Here is an 18,954-nt window from a genome sequence, read left to right as displayed (position 1 = left end):
TAAATCATAATTGGCACTGGCTTATCAAGCACCCTGTTGAGTTCTCAAAGAACAACCACACACCATCCGAAACCCCCACCTCAGCAGGAGCCCGTCCGGGGCTTTTCCGTACCCGCACCCGGCGCTTCCGCGCCGGGCACTTTTACTACGTTACCCGCTGGTTTCCGCCCTGTCAAACCGGTGTGAACCGATCCGACCGCTTCCACCCGAATTGCGGGCACCATTCACCGACCGGCTCGCGCCGGGCGCTTTCCTGGAGGCCGGCAGGCCGTCCGCCGCGGTGACCCGCTTGGCGCCCGTTTCCCTGCCGGCCGTGAACATTACTCCCCCGCCCGCAGCACGCCAAATCGGCCCCCCTCCGACGGAAAGTGGGCCCGGCCACCCGAACATTTTCCCTGGTCAGGGCACTCCCGGGGAGGAACGGACAGCTCGGGCCGCTCAGCTCGCCGCCCGGCCACCCGACCGGGACGGCGCCCGACGAGGGCCCTCGGACCGGTGGCGCGACACCGCAGGAACGGGCGGGGCCGGGCGGTCGTCCGCGGCGCGCATGAGCGGCGTCACTCGACCGGGAACCTCCCCTTCTCGCGCGGGTAGGTTCGCCCGGGCCCGCCGGTCGGCGGGGCGAAATCTGAGTGGAAATGGCCGTATGTCGTCTGCGCTCTTCCCGGCCCTGCGGCCGCGACTGTCCCGCCCGTCCTGGCTCGCGCCGAAGGTCTTCCGGACCGAGGTGCTCGCCGGCCTCGTCGTGGCCCTGGCGTTGATCCCCGAGGCGATCTCGTTCTCGATCCTCGCCGGGGTGGACCCCACCGTCGGGCTCTTCGCCTCCTTCACCATGGCCGTGACCATCGCCGTCTGCGGCGGCCGGCCGGCGATGATCTCGGCCGCGACCGGGGCGATCGCCCTGGTGGTGGCGCCGCTGGTACGGGAGCACGGCCTCGACCACCTGATCGCGGCGGTGCTCCTCGGCGGGCTCCTCCAGGTGATCCTGGCGGCGCTGGGAGTGGCCCGGTTGATGCGGTTCATCCCGCGCAGCGTCATGGTGGGGTTCGTCAACGCGCTGGCCATCCTGATCTTCGCGGCGCAGGTCCCGCATTTGCTCGGGGTCCCCTGGCTGGTCTACCCGCTGGTGGCCGTGGCCCTGGCGATCATGGTGGGGCTGCCCCGGCTCACCCGCGCGGTGCCCGCGCCGCTGGTCGCCATCGTGGTGCTGACGGTGGTCACGGTGGTGGCCCACGCCGGCGTGCCGACCGTCGGCGACGAGGGCGCCCTGCCCGACAGCCTGCCCATCCTCGGCCTGCCCCAGATCCCCTGGACGCTGGACACCCTCGCCGTGATCGCCCCCTACGCCCTCGGCATCGCGCTGGTCGGGCTGCTGGAGTCGCTGATGACGGCCAAGCTGGTCGACGACATCACCGACACCCCGTCGAACAAGACCAGGGAGTCCTGGGGGCAGGGGGTGGCGAACATCGTCACCGGGCTCTTCGGTGGGATGGGCGGCTGCGCGATGATCGGCCAGACGATGATCAACGTGAAGGCGTCCGGGGCGCGCACCCGGCTGTCGACGTTCCTCGCCGGGGTGTTCCTGCTGATCCTGGTCGTCGTGCTCGGCGACGTGGTGGCGGTGATCCCGATGGCCGCCCTGGTCGCCGTGATGATGGTGGTGGCGGTCTCGACCTTCGACTGGCACTCGGTCGCGCCGGCCACGCTGCGGCGGATGCCGTACGGGGAGACGATCGTCATGGTGGTCACCGTCGTGATGACGCTGGCCACCGGCAACCTGGCGGTCGGTGTGGTGGCCGGCGTGCTCGCCGCCATGGTGGTCTTCGCCCGGCGGGTGGCCCACCTGGTCACGGTCACCAGCGTCCTCGACGCCGACGGCACCACCCGGGTCTACTCGGTGCGCGGCGCGCTCTTCTTCGCCTCCAGCAACGACCTGGTGCATCAGTTCGACTACGTCAACGACCCCGACCGGGTGGTCATCGACATGACCCACGCCCATGTCTGGGACGCCTCCAGCGTCGCGGCGCTGGACGCCATCGGGCAGAAGTACGCGACCCGTGGCAAGACCGTGGAGATCGTCGAGCTGAACCAGCCCAGCGCCCGCCTCCACGGCACCCTCGCCGGCCGGCTGGGCGTCGGCGACTGACGACCGGCTCGACCGACAAAGGCATAGGCAAGCGCCGATTGACAAAGTTTAGATTGACAACTTAATCTGCGGGCGATCCGCCCGTCGCCCAGCCACGGTGACGGCCACCGCCCGAGCGCCACCACGTCCCCGGCGAGGAGCGTCATGACCGTCGTGCAGCAGAGTCCAAGACGTACCCGATGGCGGGTCGGCGCGTTCGCCACCGCCGTCACGATGCTGCTGGCCTCGCTCGGCCTGCTGCTGACCGGCACCGCGCAGGCGGCGGCCGGTTGCTCCGTGGCGTACCAGGTGGGCGGCCAGTGGGCGGGCGGGTTCAGCGCCAACGTCAGCGTGACCAACCTCGGCGACGCGCTCAACGGTTGGCGGCTGACCTGGACGTTCCCCTCCGGGCAGCGGGTGACGCAGGCGTGGAACGCCACGGTCACCTCCGCCGGTGCCGAGGTGACCGCCGCCGACGTCGGCTACAACGCCGCCCTCGCCACGAACGCGAGCGCGTCCTTCGGCTTCAACGGCTCGTGGTCCGGGGCGAACACGAACCCCACCGCGTTCGCGCTCAACGGGGTGGCCTGCACCGGCGGCACCCGCCCCACCACCACCCCACCGCCGACCACCACTCCCCCACCGCCCACCACGCCGCCGCCCACCACTCCCCCGCCGGCCGGTGACGCGATGGCGGCCGTGGCCGCCATGCAGCCCGGCTGGAACCTGGGCAACTCCCTCGACTCCGTCGGCGCCGACGAGACCGCCTGGGGCAACCCGCGCATCACCGAGGCGCTGCTGGACGGCGTGCGGGCGCAGGGCTTCAAGAGCATCCGCATCCCGGTCACCTGGAGCGCGCACCTGGGCGCCGCGCCCGGCTACCCCATCGAGGCGGCGTACCTGAACCGGGTCAAGGAGGTCGTCGACTGGGCGCTCGCCGACGGCTTCTACGTGATGATCAACATCCATCACGACTCGTGGCAGTGGATCAACACCATGCCCACCGACCGGACGAACGTGCTGGCCAAGTACAACGCGATCTGGACCCAGCTCTCGACGACCTTCCGCAGCTCGTCGGCGAAGCTGGTCTTCGAGAGCGTCAACGAGCCGCAGTTCACCGGCAGCTCCGGCGACGCCCAGAACGCCACCCTGCTCAACGAGCTCAACACGTCGTTCCGCACCGTCGTGCGGTCCTCCGGCGGCAACAACGCCACCCGGCTGCTGGTGCTGCCCACCCTGCACACCTCCGCCGACCAGGCCCGCGTCGACGAGCTGGCGGCCACCTTCACCGCGCTCAACGACCGCTACCTGATCGCGACCGTGCACTACTACGGGTACTGGCCGTTCAGCGTGAACGTCGCCGGCGGCACCCGGTTCGACGCGACCGCGCAGCAGGATCTCACCGACGCCTTCGACCGGGTGTACCACGCCTTCGTCGCCAAGGGCATCCCGGTGATCATCGGTGAGTACGGCCTGCTCGGCTTCGACCGGCACACCGGCACCATCGAGCAGGGCGAGAAGCTGAAGTTCTTCGAGTACTTCGGCTACTACGCCCGCACCCGCAAGCTCACCACCATGCTCTGGGACAACGGCCAGCACCTCGGCCGGACCTCGTTGCAGTGGAGCGATCCCGAGCTGGCCGCGCAACTCAAGTCGAGCTGGAGCACCCGCTCGGGCACCGCCTCGACCGACCTGGTCTTCAACGCCAGGTCCAGCGCCATCACCGCCAAGACGATCACGCTGAACCTCAACGGCACCACCTTCCAGGGCCTGCGCCAGGGCAGCACCGAGCTAGTCAGGGGCACCGACTACACCGTCAGCGGCAGCCAGCTCACGCTCACCGCTTCGGCGCTGACCCGGCTGACCGGCAACCGGGCGTACGGGGTCAACGCGACGCTGCACGCCCGGTTCTCCCAGGGCGTGCCGTGGCGGATCAACATCCTCACTTACGACCGGCCGACCCTGGCCAACGCCACCGGGACGACCAGCTCGTTCGCGATCCCCACCCAGTTCCGGGGCGACCAGCTCGCCACGATGGAGGCGAAGTACGCCGACGGCAGCAATGCCGGCCCGCAGAACTGGACCTCGTTCAAGGAGTTCGACCGCACGTTCGCACCGAACTACGGCACCAACGTGATCACCCTGACCGCCGACTTCTTCGCCGAGGTCAACGACAACGCCCCGGTGACCCTCACCTTCCACTTCTGGAGCGGCGAGCGGGTGACGTACCAGGTCACCAGGTCCGGCGGCGCCGTCACCGGCACCGTCGGCTGAGCGCCCGGCGGTGCGGCCCGGTCGTCCCCACGCGACGGGCGTGGGGGCCGGCCGGGCCACGGGCGGCGACGTCGAGCCGGCCTGCCGGCCGACGACGCGGGCTCGGCCACCCCGGCCGGGCGTCAGGAGAAGCGCTCGACGGTGACCGGGATGAGCCCCTGCATCCGCAGCTGCGTGGTCAGCTCGCGCAGCAGCGGACCGATCGCCGCGTCGCCGGTGCTCAGGTCCGCGCTCAGGTCGAGGCACCAGGGGCCACCGCCCCCGACGCGGCGCAGGTACCAGGTGAAGGTGTCGGGGCCGATCCGGCGTTCGGCCACCCCGACGGCCCGCGCCCCGGGGTCACCGACGCTGACCATCCGCCACGCCTCGGACACGTTCGCCAGCCCGTCGGGGCGCAGGTCGGCGGCGAAGAGGACCCGGTGGACGCGGGTGTGGCGGGGCCCGGCGTCCGGGCCGGGGACGAGCCGCAGCGGGGCCGCAGTGCCCAGTGGCTGCCCGTCGTGGAAGTGCCCGCGCAGCGTCTCCTCGTCGGGCAGCTCTCCCCCGCCGAGCTGCCGGTAGGCCCCCGCCGCCCGCTGCCGGGGCACCCCGACCACCCGGGCGCGCAGGCCGGCGTCGACCCGGATGCTGCGGCTGAAGGCCGCCGCGTCCCACCAGTGGCCGTCGGCCGGCGTCCAGGCGGCCGAGTCGAGTCGTACCGCCGAGTGGTCCGCGTCGAGGACGAACTCCTCGACCACGAGCCCCTCCGGCGCGGCGGCGCGCCCGCCGGGGCCGTCGGGGTGCACGAGGTAGTAGTCCAGTGCCGGCGCGGCGGGCGGGGCCGGTCGCCCCGCCACGTCGGTCCCCAGCCGCTGCGGCCGCGCGTGCCAAGACGTCACCGTCGCATTGTCCCGGCGGGCGAGCCCGGTGGGCGGCCGACACGCCCGCCCATCGAGCTCGCCGCGCCGAGTCACCGATGGCGAGGGCGCTCGGCCGACGGCGCTCAGCAGAACCAGCCGTCCTGGACCCAGCCGCGCCGGTTGATGTGCCCGTAGGCGAAGCCGTAGACGTAGCCGCCGCTGCGGGGCCCCTCCACCAGGAAGGTCTGCCCCTGTTCGAGGGTGCCCATCCACGCCCCGTTGGGGGTGGTGCGGACGAACAGGTCGCTGGCGCAGACGGTCTCGCGCTGCCCGATGGTGCCGTTCGCGGCCTGCGCCGGGGCCGGCGCGCCGACCGCGACCGCGACCGCCACCACGCCCGCGACCAGCGCCGCGAACCGGCGTCGCCCGCCCACGCTCACCATGAGTCGTACCCTCCGATGCATTCGATGCGCAGGTAGCCCCAGTCGTTGGGGCCGAAGTCGAAGGCGGCGGCCCAGCCGTTGTAGACCGGGTGCGCGCCAGGGGTGTGCCCGACCTTGTTGCCGTTGGTCAGGGTCCGCTTGAGCCCGTGCGGGCCGTTGGCCGAGTCGTAGTTGGCGTAGAAGCTGGCGCTCTGGCAGACGACGACGGCGTGCCGGGGCACCACCGGGTCGGCCTGCGCGGCGAGGCCGCCCAGCGGGGCCAGCAGGATTCCGGTGGCCGCGGCGGCCGCCAGGCGCGGAGCTGGTCGGCGCATGTGTCCTCCATCGAGTTCCGGGTGGACGACTTCCGGGTGTACGACGACGCTACCAATGGTTTTGACCGTCATCTATCTTATGGCCCGCCGGCGGTCGGGGCAGGGTCAGCTCGGTGGCCTCGCCGGCGACCAGGTCGACGGTCGCCTCCCCGTGCGGGCTGCGCACCTCGACCCGCTGCCCGGTCGGCGCGACCAACCGCACCCGCAGGGCGCCCTCGTCCCAGCTCAGCTCCTGCACGCGCACCCCACCCCGGCAGGCCACCCCGCGCAGGGTGCCCCGGCTCAGCGCGGCCGGCGCGGCGGGCAGCAGCCACACCAGGCCGGGCCGGGAGTGCACCAGTGCCTCGATCAGCACCCCGGGCAGGGTGTGCGCCGCGTCGGCGTTGTAGATCTCCAGGTCCGGGTTGTGCGAGCTCATCAGCGACCGGAAGAACATCCGGTTGCCGACGATCTTGCCCAGGTTCCGCTCGACCAGGTCGGGGTCGCGCAGCCGGGCGGCGACCAGCGCCCGGTGCAGGCTGCCGTGGGCGGAGAGGTTCTCGTCGCCGCGCAGCGCCAGCGCACGGTGCGCGGCGGCGGCCAGCTCGGGGGTGTCGTCGGGGTTGATCTCGTCCAGCGGCCAGACCGGGTAGAGGTGGCTGACGTGCCGGTGGTCCTCGTCGCCGGGGCGGCCGGGCCAGGCCCACTCGGCGAGCGCCCCACGCTCGTCGACCCGGTACGCCGGCAGCCGCCCGCGCAGCCCGGCCCACCGGTCGACGCCGGTCGCCTCGGCGGCGGTGGCCAGGGCGTGCCGGGCGGCGGCGATGTCCATCGTGGCGTTGATCGCCACGTACACCGGCCGGCCGTGGGCGTCCGGTGGCCCGGTCTCCGGCGAGAACGACGGCACCACGACCACCGCGCCGGAGTCGTCGGTGACGGTGAGGAAGTCCGCGAAGAAGTCCGCCGCCTCCGCCAGCCAGCCGGCCAGTTCCCCCGGCGGCTCGCCGGTCACCTGGTGGTGTTCCCAGAGGGGATGCAGCAGCCAGTCCGCCCCGGCCAGCCAGGCCGCCCACGGCCAGTCGGCCCGGAAGTGGAACAGGTGCCCGTGCTCGCCGTCGGTGCGGCCCGGCGCGAGCAGCCCCCGGACCCCGTAGACGGCCCGCGCGTTGCGCCGCCAGTCGTCGACCTGGCCGGCCACCAGCGCGGCGTGCGCCACCGTCACCTCGGGCAGCGCGCCGATGTTGGCCCCGGCCAGCTGGAGGTTGAGGTTGGCGTCGGTGGTGAAGTCGCCCGCCCAGGCCGCGCCCCACCCGCCCAGCCACAGGCCGGTCAGCCGGGGCGGCAGCACCCCGCTGGCGCTGATCAGCAGGTACCGGCCGCTGTGGAACAGCCGCTCCAGCAGGGCCGGCGAGAGCGCGCCGGGGGCGGCGTCCTGCCGGGCCAGCAGCTCCCCCACCGGCAGGTCGCGCTCGGCGTCCGGCACGCCCAGGTCCAGGCTGACCCGCCGGTACATCGGCGCATGCACGGCGACGTGCCGGGCCAGCAGCTCGGCGTACCCGTCGCCGGCGTGGGCCAGCAGGGCCCGCTCCAGCTCCGCGGTCCGCCACGGCGCGGCGTCGTAGCGGTCCAGCACGGTGGTCAGCAGGGCCGGGCCGCGCACGGCCACCCGGTCGCCCACGAGCCGCGCGTCGCCGCGCACCAGGGTCACCCCCTCGAAGCCGTACGCGCCGTCGCCGTCGGCCGGGTAGCGGCCCCGGATGCGCAGGAAGACGTGCCCGCCCCGGCGGTACGCCGTGGTGGTGTAGCGCACGTCGGGCGGGCAGCCCGGCAGGTCGCCGGTGAGGCCGACGAGGCAGCCGGCCGTCTCGACGTGCAGCACCACCAGCGCGTCGGCGCGGGAGACGAAGGCGCGCCGCCGACCGGCGTCCCGCTCGACCACGACCTCCCCGGTGGCGAAGTCGGTGCCCCGGCGGTAGCCCGCCGGCAGTGGGTCGTCGGTCGGCCGGGGCGACGCCGCGTCGACGGTCAGCGCGTACCCGGGGTGGAAGGGCTGGGTCCAGCGCAGCTCGCGCCCGTCGGCCAGCAGCGCGCCGGCCTCCGCGCGCCGGTCGGCGAGGACGAGCTCGCGCACCCGGGGCAGGTGCTCGGCGAGCTGCGGTGGCCGGGCGTGGCGGGTGCCGTTGGGCAGCACGAAGCGGTGGTGGTTGAGCACGATCCGCTCGGCGTGCGGGGCGCCGGCCACCATGATCCCGTACTCGCCGTTGCCGGAGAGGAAGGCGTCCTCCCAGCGGGCGGCCGGGGCGGTGTCGACGATCCGATGGGCGGACGCGGGCGGGGTCTGCGTCATCGACGGCGGCTCCTTGTCGGTCGTGGCCTCCATCGTCGACCCGGGCGCCTGCGTGGTGCGTACCGTCTCGGTGGGGCGGACGACGGCGGCCGTGGCGGGCGCTTCGCGCGCCCGGTGCCACGGCCGCCGTCCTCGCGGGTGCGGTCAGTATCGGGACCACTTCTGGTTGGGGGTGCCCCCGCAGTCCCACAGTTGCAGCTTGCCGCCGTTGCCCGCGTTGTTGTCGCGCACGTCGACGCAGCGGTTGGCGCTGAGGTTGACCAGGTCACCGGCGGCGTTCAGGGTGAACCGCTGGACCGGGTTGTTGTTGCAGGTGACGAGGTTGACCTCGGTGCCGTTGGTGGTCGCGCCCCAGGCCGGGTCCATGCACTTGCCCATCGCCCGCACCGTGCCGTCGGCGGCGAAGGTCCACGCCTGCGCGGCGGTGGCGTTGCAGTCCCAGATCTGCAGCTTGGCGCCGTCGATCGGGTTCGCGCCCGGGATGTCGACGCACCGGCCGCTCTGCTGACCCCGGATCCGGGTGGTGCCGGGCGGCGGGTTGTCGCCGCCGGAGGTGTAGCCGTTGACCCGGACGTAGTCGACCAGCATCTGCTGCGGGAACTGGGTGCTGCCGTCCGGGTAGCCCGGCCAGTTCCCGCCGACCGCCACGTTGAGGATCATGAAGAACGGGTGGTCGAAGACCCACCGGTTGCCGCCCAGCCGGCTCGGGTCGACGCGGTGGAACTCGACGCCGTCGAGGTACCACACGATCGAGTTGGGCTCCCAGTCCACCCGGTAGGTGTGGAAGCCGTCGGCCAGCGGCGAGCCGACGGTGCGGCTGCCGGTGATGCCCCCGCCGCCGGAGTAGCCCGGGCCGTGGATGGTGCCGTAGACGGTGTTGGGCTCCTTGCCGACGTTCTCCATGATGTCGATCTCGCCGGCGTTGGGCCAGCCCACGCTGCCCATGTCGTTGCCGAGCATCCAGAACGCCGGCCAGATGCCCTGCCCCCGGGGGATCTTGATGCGGGCCTCGAAGCGGCCGTACGCCTGGGTGAAGGTCGCCGAGGTCAGCAGCCGGGCCGAGGTGTACTCGCAGCGGCCGTAGTGGCACTGGTAGTTGGCCGGATTCTCCTTGCGGGCGGTGATGACCAGGTTGCCCTGGCCGTCGTGCACGGCGTTGCTGGTGCTGTTGGTGTAGTACTGCCGCTCGTTGTTGCCCCAGCCGCTGCCGCCGATGTCGAAGCGCCACTTGTTCTGGTCGACGGCGGTGCCGGCGCCGGCGTTGAACTCGTCGGCCCAGGTGAGGCCGCCGATCCCCGCCTGGGCGGGCACCGCCGGGCCGGGCAGGACGAGCGACGCCGCGACGACGGCGAGGGTGAGTGCGGCGCGGGCGAGCGCCCGGGGAACGCGTCGGAATCGGGTCATGGGAGCCTCCTCGGCTCTCGGTCCGGTCGGGGGTGACGGGCGGCACTGAGAGCGCTCTCTAAACGAAGTTTGTCGATGTTACCAACTTCTGTCAAGAGTGTTAATTGTTGGGTGCCCTGGTCCGGGCCGGGTCATCCGACCTGGTCGGGCCCGCCCTCGCCCCGGCCCGCCCGACGCGTCGGTGCCCCCGGGGGCGCCGCGCGCGGCAGGATCGGCGCGAGGCCGACCAGAGCCGCCGGGTCGCCGCCCGTGCGCAGCACCGTCCGATCGGGACGCACCAGCGCCGCGCGGGCCCCACCCCGACGCAGCCACCGCCCGAGGGTCGAGGACGGAGCCACGCGGACCAGCACCACCCGCCGCCGACCCGCCTCGGCGACCGCCCACCGGTCCACCGGCCCGACGGTGAGCACGGCGAAACAGGAGCCGAGCACGTCGTCGAGGCTGCGGCCGTCGGCCAGGACCGGGTTCGGGCAGAGTCGGCCGGCGCGCCCCCACGGCCACCGACGCCGCCGGCGCAGCGCCGAGGGGCGCAGGGGCGGGGTCGTGCTGTCGAGGACCCTGGCCCGCAGGCCGGGAACGTGGGCGAGCCGGGGCACCACGACCCGCCGCGCCGCGTCGCCGACCCGACCGCCCTGGGTCATCGCCCGACCGACGCCCACGGCGAGCCGGATCAGCGCGGTGACGTGCGGCCCGCGCTCGGCCTGGTAGCTGCCCAGCGCGGCCTCGGGCAGCCCACCGGTCAGCACGGCGGCGAGCTTCCAGCTCAGGTTGGCCGCGTCGCGCAGGCCGGAGCCCAGCCCCTGACCGATGAACGGCGGGGTGAGGTGGGCGGCGTCACCGAGCAGGAACACCGGCCCGACCCGCCACCGGTCGGCGACCTGGGCGCGGAAGGTGTACTCCGCGCAGCGCAGCACCGTCAGCGCCGCGAACGGCAGGTCGGCCGTCCAGGGCCGCAGCAGCGCGTGCAGGGTCGCGGGGGCGGACATCACGGCGGCCGTCTCGCCGGGCAGCAGCCGGAACTCCCACCGGTGGCGTCGGGCGCCGACCCGCAGGTAGGTGGCGGCCCGGCGGGGATCGCAGACCTGGTGCACGCCGGCCCACGCGTCGATCTCGGCGTCGGTGTCGACGTCGACCACGAGCCAACGCTGGGCGAAACCGAGCTCGCGCATTCCCGCGCCGATCCCGGCCCGGACGGTGCTGTTCGCACCGTCGCAGCCCAGGACGTACCGCGCGCGCAGCGCCCGCCGCCGCCCCGACCCCCGGTCGGTGAGCGCCACCGTCACCAGCCCGTCGTCACCGGTCGACACGGCGGTCACCTCGACACCGCCGCACAGGGTGACCAGCGGCTCACGGTCGGCGGCGCGGCGCAGGATGGCCTCCAGCGTCGGCTGGTCGAACATGTTCGCCTGCGGGTGACCGTGGGCACCGGCCGCCGTACGCCGGCTGAACTGCGCCAGGACGCGGTGGTCGGGGCCGAGCAGCCGCAGCCCCTCGGCCGGCCGGGAGACGGCGGCGAACTCCTCGTGCACCCCCACCCGGTGCAGGATCCGGCACACCTCGTCGTCGAGGTGGACCGCGCGGGGTCGCGGGTAGGGGGCCGGCCACCGGTCGAGCACCACCGACGGCACCTGGTACGCGGCCAGCAGGAGGGCCGCCGTCACCCCGGTCGGCCCGGCACCCACGACGACCACGGGCAGCGGATCGGCCACCGTTCCCCCTCCCCGCCCCGCGCCGGGCCGGCGGCCCCGACTGCGCGCCGGCCGGTGCCGGGCGCGCCGAGCCAGCCGACCCGGCTCGGGTGGCTTCGACGGTACCGATCATCCCGTCGGCCCGGGGTCAGCAGGTCCGGGCGGCCCGGCGTGGCGACGCGGGGACGGCCAGCGGCGGCGCTCGGGCCGGCCTAGGCGACCTCGATGAAGTCCAGCTCGGCCCAGCGGTCCCGGTGGGTGAGCCGCAGGGTGTTGACGCCCGCGTTCAGGGTGACCGGGACGGCCACCTGCCGCCAGGTCTCCCACCCGGTGTTGGGATAGCTGACGACTTGGGCGGCCGCGCCGTTGACGGTCAGCGTCTGGGTGGCGTCGCCGTACCCGGCGGAGTAGGCGACGTGGGCGGTGTAGGCGCCGGCGCGCGGGGCGAAGACGGCGACGTCGACCCAGCTGTCGGCGTAGTCGAGGTAGGCCACCGCCTGCCCCTGCGAGGCGGTGGCGGTGCTGCGGGGCGCGCAGTTGTGCAGCGCGCCGCGCTCCGCCTCGTAGCGCACCCGGCTGCCACGCACCACGGGATACCCGCCGGACCAGCCGAGCGCGGCCACGTACATCCCCCGGGCGCTGTAGTTGTTGATCCAGCCGTGGAAGACGATGTGGTCGCCGCCGGCCTCGCGGACCACGTCGGCGCCGCCCGGGCCCCGCACCGACCCGTCGACGCTCGCGGTGGTCAGCAGCGAGCGGTACGCCTTGGTGTAGGGGCCGGTGAGCGCGGTCGAGGTCGCGTAGCTGCTCTGGTAGCCGTCGCCGCCGTAGCCGCCGAGGGAGTAGAAGAGCACGTAGCGCTCCCCCACCTTCGTCAGCACGGGCGCCTCGATGATGCCGCCCTCCTCCGCGCGGTCGTTGCGCAGCAGCTCCACCCGGGCGCCCTGCAGCGTCACGCCGTCGGCGGCGACCCGCTGCAACCACAGGTTCGTCGGCTGCCCGATGGCGTTGCCGTCGTCCTTGTAGAGCAGGTACCGCAGGCCGGTGCCGTCGACGAAGCTGGACGCGTCGATGTCGCCGCCCTCGCCGCCGTTGCAGACCAGCGGGCCGGTGCCGACGGGGGCGAACGGGCCCAGCGGCGAGGTGGCCAGGGCCGCGCCGATGCACTGCCGGCCGACGGCGCGGCTGAGGGCGGTGTAGTAGAGGACGTACCTGCCGTCGGCGCGCTGGGTCACGTCGGGGGCCCAGGTGCGGCCGCCGGTGGCCCACGCGCCGAGGGTCGGCAGCGCGTCCGCGCGCCGGGTCCACGGCCCGGTCAGCGAGGTCGCCGTGGCGACGGGCACGTTGCCGTTGCCGTTGTTGGTCGAGTACGCGTGGTAGGTGGCGCCGACCTTGAGCACGTCCGGGTCGGGGAAGTCGCTGCCGATGACGAGGGCCGCGGGTGTGGTCGCCGCGGCGGCGGCCGGCGCGCTGGCGAACAGGGGGGCGGCCACGAGCGCGGCTGCCAACAGGGCGAGGACTCGACGCATGCCCGAGTATAACCATACTCATCGATGTCTTGTCGGCTTGGGCCAGGACCGGCCACCTCGACGCGGCGCGAGGTGGCCGCCGTCGCTTCCGGCCGGCGCGAGGCGGCGGGCTTCCTCGCGCGGGCATCGATCGGGTGGCATTGACAGTCGCGGACGGCAGCGCCGAGAGTGGACGGGCCGGGAGCGCGTCGCCCGTCGCAGCCCGGCCCTCGCGCCGGTCCCCCACCGCCCCACAGGAAGTGTCGATGCCTCGCAGCCTTGCCCCGTCGTCGATCCGCGCCGGCCGCGACCGGCGGCCCGTCGGCCGCCCGGTCCCCGACGGGGGCCCCGTGACGGCCGCTCCCCCTCGTCTGCCCCGCACGTCGGCGGCGAGGGTCGCGGTCCCGCTCGTCGGTGCGCTGCTCGCCGTCGTGGCCTCGGTGACCGGCTGCCGCGCGCAGCCGCCCGACCGGCCGTCGCCCGCACCGCCCGCCCAGGCCGGCGCCGACGCCGCCCCGCTCGGCGGCACCGACGCGGCGTGGATCCAGCTCATGATCCCGATGAACGAGCAGGTCCTCAAGGCGCTCGACCTGGCCCCCGGGCGCAGCGCCGACACCGGCGTCGGGGACACGGCCGCGCTGATCGCGGCGGCGCGACGCGCGGAGCTCGACGACCTGCGGCGGCTGCGCGACGGCGCCGGGCTCCCCACCGCCAACGCGCACGAGGGGCACGACCTGCCCGGGATGGTGGTCCCCGCCGACCTCGACGCGCTGCGCGCCCTGCGCGGCCCGGCGTTCGACCGCGCCCTGCGGCAGACCCTGCGCGAGCACGTGGAGCAGGGCGCGCGGCTGGCCGACTCCGAGCGGGCCAACGGCTCCGACGCCCGCACCCGGCAGCTCGCGGAACGGGTGGGGCGCAGCCGCGCCAGCGAACTCGACCGGCTCACCGGGAAGACCGGCCGACCCGGCCCGTCCGGCGCAGTGGCGGGCGGCGGTCATGCTTGAGGGGTGATTCGTTTCCTGCTCAACGTGTTGTGGCTGGTCTTCGGCGGCGGCTTCGTCCTCGCCCTCGGATACGGTCTGGCCGCGCTGATCTGCTTCCTGCTCGTCGTCACGATCCCGTTCGGGGTCGCGTCGCTGCGCCTGGCCAGCTACTCACTCTGGCCCTTCGGCCGCACCCTCGTGCCCCGGCCCGGCGCCGGTGCCCCCTCCGGCGTGGCCAACGTCCTCTGGGTGGTGCTGGCCGGCTGGTGGCTGGCGCTGTCCCACGTCCTCGCCGGCATCGCGCTCTGCGTCACGATCGTCGGCATCCCCTTCGGCATCGCGAACTTCAAGCTCGTGCCCGCGGCGTTCTGGCCGCTCGGGCGCGAGGTCGTCGACGCGCCGTAGGGCCGCTGCGCCGCCCGCCCGCCACCGCCGGTCCACGCGGGTGCGCGCTCGTCCCCCGTTGGTGGCTTTCCGCCCGCGCGAGCGCGACACCGGCCGAGAATGGGCAGGTGGGCGACGGGGCCGCCGAACGCGGCGAGGGGGCGGTGAAGATGGCCACGTACGAGTACCGGTGCCAACGCGACGGCAGCTTCGACACCGCGCTGCCGATCGGCACCGCCGGGGCCGCCGCGCCCTGCCCACGGTGCGGCCGCCCGGCCGCCCGGGTCTTCACCGCACCCCGGCTCACCCGCACGCCGGCCGCGCTGCGCCACGCGATCGACCGGACCGAGCGCAGCGCGGAGACCCCGGAGGTGGTGACGCGCGTGCCGGGCGGCGCCCCGGTGCGGTGGTCGACGAATCCGGCCCACGCCCGCCTGCCCCGCCCGTGAGCGGCCCACACCGCCGGTGACCGGCCCCTGCCGGCCGATGCCGCCGGCCCGAGCGAAAGATGCGACGACATGCCCGAACTACTGTTCCCGCTCGACTCCGCCAGAAGGTTCACCGACCAGGAGAAGATCGGCCACAACCGGTGGCACCCGGACATCCCACCCGTGGTCACCGTCCGGCCCGGCCAGTCGTTCCGGCTGCACTGCCGGGAGTGGTTCGACGGGGCGATCCGCAACGACGACTCGGCCGAGGACATCCGCGACGCCCCGCTGACCCGGGTGCACGCGCTCAGCGGCCCCATCGCCGTGCAGGGCGCGGAGCCGGGCGACCTGCTCGTCGTCGACATCCTCGACCTCGGGCCGATCCCGCAGGAGGACTCCGGGCCGCTGGCCGGCCAGGGCTGGGGCTACACCGGGGTCTTCCCCAAGACCAACGGGGGCGGCTTCCTCACCGACCAGTTCCCCGACGCGTACAAGGCCATCTGGGACTTCAGCGGCCGGCAGACCAGCTCCCGGCACATCCCCGGCGTCGAGTTCACCGGCATCACCCACCCCGGGTTGATGGGCACCGCCCCGTCTGCGGGGCTGCTGGCCACCTGGAACCGGCGCGAGGGCGCGCTGCGCGCCACCGACCCGGACCGGGTGCCGCCGCTGGCCCTGGCCCCGGAGCCCCAGGACGCGATCCTCGGCACCCTCACCGGCGCGGAGTTCGACCGGGTGGCGGCGGAGGCCGCCCGCACCGCCCCGCCCCGGGAGAACGGCGGTAACCAGGACATCAAGAACTTCACCGCCGGCACCCGGGTCTTCTACCCGGTCTACGTGCCCGGCGCGCACCTCTCCGTGGGCGACCTGCACTTCTCCCAGGGCGACGGGGAGATCACCTTCTGCGGGGCGATCGAGATGGGCGGCTTCATCGACCTGCACGTCGACCTGATCAAGAACGGCATGCAGACGTACGGCGTCGCCGAGAACGCCATCTTCCTGCCGGGGAACACCCCGCCGCAGTACAGCCAGTGGCTGGCCTTCTCCGGGCTGTCGGTCACCCTCGACGGCCAGCAGCGCTACCTCGACTCGCAGTTGGCCTACCAGCGCGCCTGCCTGCACGCCATCGACTACCTGACCCGCTTCGGCTACCAGCCCGAGCAGGCGTACCTGCTGCTCGGCGCGGCACCGATCGAGGGCCGGTTCTCCGGGGTGGTGGACATCCCCAACTCCTGCGCGACGGTCTACCTGCCCACCGAGATCTTCACCTTCGACGTACGCCCGTCGGCCGCCGGCCCGACCAGGATCGACCCGGGCCCGGGCGCGCCGAGGGCCAGCATGTCCTGACCGCACGGCCGCGGGCCCGGCCGATGACGCTGCCGGGCCCGCGGGCTGCGGGGGTTACGGGTACGTGGTCAGGTAGACCACCTGGTTGGCGGCGTTCGCGGTGCCGCCGACGTTGTTGACCACCCGGTTGATGGTGCCGACGCCGCCGAGCGACACGGTCACCATGTTGGTGAACCGGACGTTCGGGTTGGTGGGCGCCTCGATGGCCCGGTCGGCGACCACCGCCGGGTTGGCGTTGAAGTAGCAGTAGCTGCCCAGCCCGTACGCCTGGTGGCTGGTGACCCCGGCGGCCACCTTGTACGCGGCGTACCCCCGGGTCGTGCCGTTGGCCCAGGCGGCCTGGTTCGGCGGGTCGTAGGGCATCTCGTTCTGGTAGAAGTACGTCCGCCCGCCGTTGCCGTTCCAGACGGTCTGGTACTTCTGGTAGTGCTCGACGAAGAGCCCGTACATGGTGACGCCGTCGCCGTTGACGGTCAGGCCGGTGTCGGCGGTGTTCGTCGCCCACCCCACCCCGTCGCCGTGGTCGGCCCGCCACAGCCACATGTGGTCGCCGATGACGTCGTCACTGTTGACGGTCAGCGTGGTGGTGGCCCGGCCGACGCCCGGCCCGCCGATGCGGAAGAAGACGTCGTGCAGCGAGGTCGGGTTGGCGGCGTGGCTGGTCGCCGAGCCGGCCGGGCCGACCTCCATCAGCACCGGCGAGTTGACCGCGCCGGCCTCGACCATGATGCCGGCGACCTTCACCCCGTCCACGTCGGCGATGCGCATGGCGGCGGTGCCGTTGTCGGGCTGGATGGTGGCCAGGCCCAGGCCGAGCACGACGGTGTTGGCCCGGTCGACGTTGATCGGCTCGCTGACGTGGTGCACGCCCGGGGTGAAGAGCAGGTGCTTGCCCTGGGCGAGGGCCGCGTTGATGGTCGCCGCGCCGACGCCGGGCTGCACGACGTAGAAGTCGGCCAGCGACAGCGACGTGCCGGCCGGGGTCTTGCCGTACCAGCTGGTGCCGGTGGAGTTGGTGCGCAGCGCGGGGACGAAGACCCGGTACTCGCCGGTGCCGTCGACGTAGAGGAACGGCTTCTCCCGCACCTGCGGGGTCTGCGCGATGACGGTGTGGGAGGGGTTGGGGAAGCTGGGCGGCGGCGCGCCGGTGACGCCCTGGAAGACCATGTTCCACACCGAGCCGGTCCAGGAGCCGAACTCGCTGTTGCGCGAGTACCACTGCTGCTGGGAGCCGGAGACTACCTGCCCGTCGATCTTGGTGTCGGCCATCAGGCCGCCGCTGGACCAGCCGTCGCCGCCGTTCCAGAGCTGGATCTGGTTCTGCGCGCCGCGCAGGTGCATCCGCCGGTAGGGGGCCGCCTGCGACACCGCCCACCGCTCCACGCTCGTCCCGGCCGGCAGGGTCACCGACAGGTTCTCCGCCGCGCGCCAGAAGTTCTGGGTGGCGTTGCCGCCCATCCAGAACGCCTCGACCCGGACGTGGCCGTTGAGGTTGACGTCGTCCGGGCTCATCCCGAGGCCGGCGACCTGGGTGAAGAAGCCGAGGTTGACGTCGGCGGTGTAGCTGCCCGGCTTGAACAGCACGGCGTAGCGCTGCGGGCCGAACTGGTTGGTCTCCTGCTGGGTGAACAGGGTGTTCAACCGGCTCTGGATGGTGGCGGTCGGGGTGGACGGGTCGAACACGAAGGTGTTCGGGCCCAGGTTCGGGTTGCGCGGGTCGGTCGGCTCGACCGGCGGGACGTCGGACCCGGTCACGTGCACCCTCATCTCGTAGAGCGAGTAGCCGAACTCGGTGCCCCGCGCGGTGCCGTACATCCGCAGGTAGCGGCCGGTCGCGGTGAGGTCCACCGACTGGGTGCCCCCCGCGCCGGTGGTGGTGGACCAGACGGTGGTCCAGGCGCTGCCGTCGGCCGAGGTCTGGAGCTGGAAGGCCCGGGCGTACGCGGCCTCCCAGCTCAGTTGGACCCGGCAGATCGATCGGCTGGAGCCGAGGTCGACCCGGAGCCACTGCGGGTCGGCGGCGGCGCTCGACCAGCGGGTGCCGGCGTCGCCGTCGACGGCCGCGGCGGCGGGCGTGCCGGCGTTCTCCACCGAGGAGGCGGTCGCCGGGCGGCCCTGGGCGGCGTTGGCGGTGTCGCAGGTGGGCGTGCCGCCACCGGTCTCGCCGTAGACCCGCAACTCCCACAGCGAGTAGCCGTACTGGGTGGCCCGCGCGGTGCCGTACATCCGCACGTACCGGCCGGCCCCCGTGACGGGGATGGTCTGCGTGCCGCCGGTGCCGGCAGCGGTGCTGTGGACGGTGGTCCAGGTGGTGCCGTTGTCGGAGGTCTGGAGCTGGAAGGCGCGGGCGTAGGCGTCCTCCCAGACCAGGGTCACCTGGGTGACGGTGGCGCGGGCGCCCAGGTCGACCTGGAGCCACTGGGGGTCCGCGGCGGCGCTCGACCAGCGGGTGCCGGTGTTGCCGTCGACGGCCGCGGCGGCGGGCGTGCCGCCGTTCTCCACCGACGAGGCGGTCGCCGGCTTGCCCTGGGAGAGCAGCACCGGCGCGGCCTGCGCCGGCGCGGCCAGGCCGGTCGGCGCCAGCGCCGCGACCAGCGCGACCACCAGGCCGACGAGGCCACGCCGCCGGCCGGAGCGACGCCTCGGCGCCAGGGGGACGGGTGGGACGGGAGATGTCATGGCTTCGCCTGTCGATAGAGGACTGCGGCCGCCGGGACGACGAGCGGATCGCGGGTGCCCCTCGGCCCGGTGCCAACGGGGCGCATCGGACCGGAGAGCGCTCTCGGACTGAGAGTGTCGCGGCCGGTCGGAGCCCCGTCAATACATCGACAGAAGACACTTCGAATCGGCGCGACTTCTGCCCGCCAGGGAGGCCTCACCCTTGACGAAAC

14 protein-coding genes are annotated in these 18,954 nt (G+C 73.6%); 6 read left to right on the top strand and 8 right to left on the bottom strand.

Features of this window, described 5'->3' with window-relative positions; genetic code table 11:
* The first annotated feature begins 646 nt into the window (after nt 1-646).
* Nucleotides 647-2,146, top strand: coding sequence for a SulP family inorganic anion transporter (locus ACLQ2V_RS18370; RefSeq protein WP_425719721.1), 1,500 nt, complete (start codon nt 647-649; stop codon nt 2,144-2,146).
* A gap of 144 nt (nt 2,147-2,290) precedes the next feature.
* A complete protein-coding gene (locus tag ACLQ2V_RS18365) occupies nt 2,291-4,399 on the top strand; it encodes a cellulase family glycosylhydrolase (protein ID WP_425719720.1) in 2,109 nt (702 codons plus the stop codon).
* A 122-nt stretch (nt 4,400-4,521) separates the two neighbouring features.
* Here the strand turns inward: ACLQ2V_RS18365 and ACLQ2V_RS18360 are convergent, their stop codons facing one another.
* The 7 genes from ACLQ2V_RS18360 to ACLQ2V_RS18330 form a co-directional block, all read right to left on the bottom strand.
* Nucleotides 4,522-5,277, bottom strand: a complete 756-nt coding sequence (locus tag ACLQ2V_RS18360; RefSeq protein ID WP_425719719.1) for a hypothetical protein — start codon at nt 5,275-5,277, stop codon at nt 4,522-4,524.
* Between the two features lie 104 nt (nt 5,278-5,381).
* Nucleotides 5,382-5,681 (bottom strand): hypothetical protein, encoded by a 300-nt coding sequence (locus tag ACLQ2V_RS18355; protein ID WP_425719718.1) that lies wholly within the window; start codon nt 5,679-5,681, stop codon nt 5,382-5,384.
* Nucleotides 5,675-5,995 carry a hypothetical protein gene (locus ACLQ2V_RS18350; protein ID WP_425719717.1) on the bottom strand — a complete coding sequence of 107 codons (321 nt, stop codon included), beginning with the start codon at nt 5,993-5,995 and terminating at the stop codon, nt 5,675-5,677. The genes ACLQ2V_RS18355 and ACLQ2V_RS18350 overlap by 7 nt, the downstream gene beginning before the upstream one ends.
* A gap of 49 nt (nt 5,996-6,044) precedes the next feature.
* Nucleotides 6,045-8,321: a glycosyl hydrolase family 95 catalytic domain-containing protein gene (locus ACLQ2V_RS18345; RefSeq protein ID WP_425719716.1), complete on the bottom strand. Its 2,277-nt coding sequence runs from the start codon at nt 8,319-8,321 to the stop codon at nt 6,045-6,047.
* A 144-nt stretch (nt 8,322-8,465) separates the two neighbouring features.
* The gene (locus ACLQ2V_RS18340) at nt 8,466-9,725 is read right to left on the bottom strand and encodes a family 16 glycosylhydrolase (RefSeq protein ID WP_425719715.1); all 1,260 of its coding nucleotides are present in this window, start codon (nt 9,723-9,725) and stop codon (nt 8,466-8,468) included.
* A 131-nt stretch (nt 9,726-9,856) separates the two neighbouring features.
* Entirely contained in the window at nt 9,857-11,434 is a 1,578-nt protein-coding gene (locus ACLQ2V_RS18335) for a bifunctional 3-(3-hydroxy-phenyl)propionate/3-hydroxycinnamic acid hydroxylase (protein ID WP_425719714.1), read from the bottom strand.
* A 191-nt stretch (nt 11,435-11,625) separates the two neighbouring features.
* On the bottom strand, nt 11,626-12,942 hold the full coding sequence (locus tag ACLQ2V_RS18330) for a family 43 glycosylhydrolase (RefSeq protein WP_425719713.1): 1,317 nt from the start codon (nt 12,940-12,942) through the stop codon (nt 11,626-11,628).
* A gap of 245 nt (nt 12,943-13,187) precedes the next feature.
* On the opposite strand from ACLQ2V_RS18330, the gene ACLQ2V_RS18325 reads away from it, so the two are divergent.
* The 4 genes from ACLQ2V_RS18325 (at nt 13,188) to fmdA (ending at nt 16,063) form a co-directional block, all read left to right on the top strand.
* Nucleotides 13,188-13,925, top strand: a complete 738-nt coding sequence (locus ACLQ2V_RS18325; protein WP_425719712.1) for a DUF305 domain-containing protein — start codon at nt 13,188-13,190, stop codon at nt 13,923-13,925.
* Between the two features lie 3 nt (nt 13,926-13,928).
* Nucleotides 13,929-14,309 carry a YccF domain-containing protein gene (locus tag ACLQ2V_RS18320; protein WP_425719711.1) on the top strand — a complete coding sequence of 127 codons (381 nt, stop codon included), beginning with the start codon at nt 13,929-13,931 and terminating at the stop codon, nt 14,307-14,309.
* 107 nt (nt 14,310-14,416) lie between these two features.
* On the top strand, nt 14,417-14,737 hold the full coding sequence (locus ACLQ2V_RS18315) for an FmdB family zinc ribbon protein (RefSeq protein ID WP_425719710.1): 321 nt from the start codon (nt 14,417-14,419) through the stop codon (nt 14,735-14,737).
* A gap of 69 nt (nt 14,738-14,806) precedes the next feature.
* The gene (fmdA, locus tag ACLQ2V_RS18310) at nt 14,807-16,063 is read left to right on the top strand and encodes a formamidase (protein ID WP_425719709.1); all 1,257 of its coding nucleotides are present in this window, start codon (nt 14,807-14,809) and stop codon (nt 16,061-16,063) included.
* Between the two features lie 54 nt (nt 16,064-16,117).
* Here the strand turns inward: fmdA and ACLQ2V_RS18305 are convergent, their stop codons facing one another.
* Nucleotides 16,118-18,742: a discoidin domain-containing protein gene (locus ACLQ2V_RS18305; protein WP_425719708.1), complete on the bottom strand. Its 2,625-nt coding sequence runs from the start codon at nt 18,740-18,742 to the stop codon at nt 16,118-16,120.
* Nucleotides 18,743-18,954 lie beyond the last annotated feature (212 nt).

The sequence above is a fragment of the Micromonospora sp. DT233 genome (genome assembly GCF_049841815.1).
Lineage (GTDB): Bacteria > Actinomycetota > Actinomycetes > Mycobacteriales > Micromonosporaceae > Micromonospora.
This window is presented reverse-complemented; position numbering and strand designations above follow the sequence as displayed.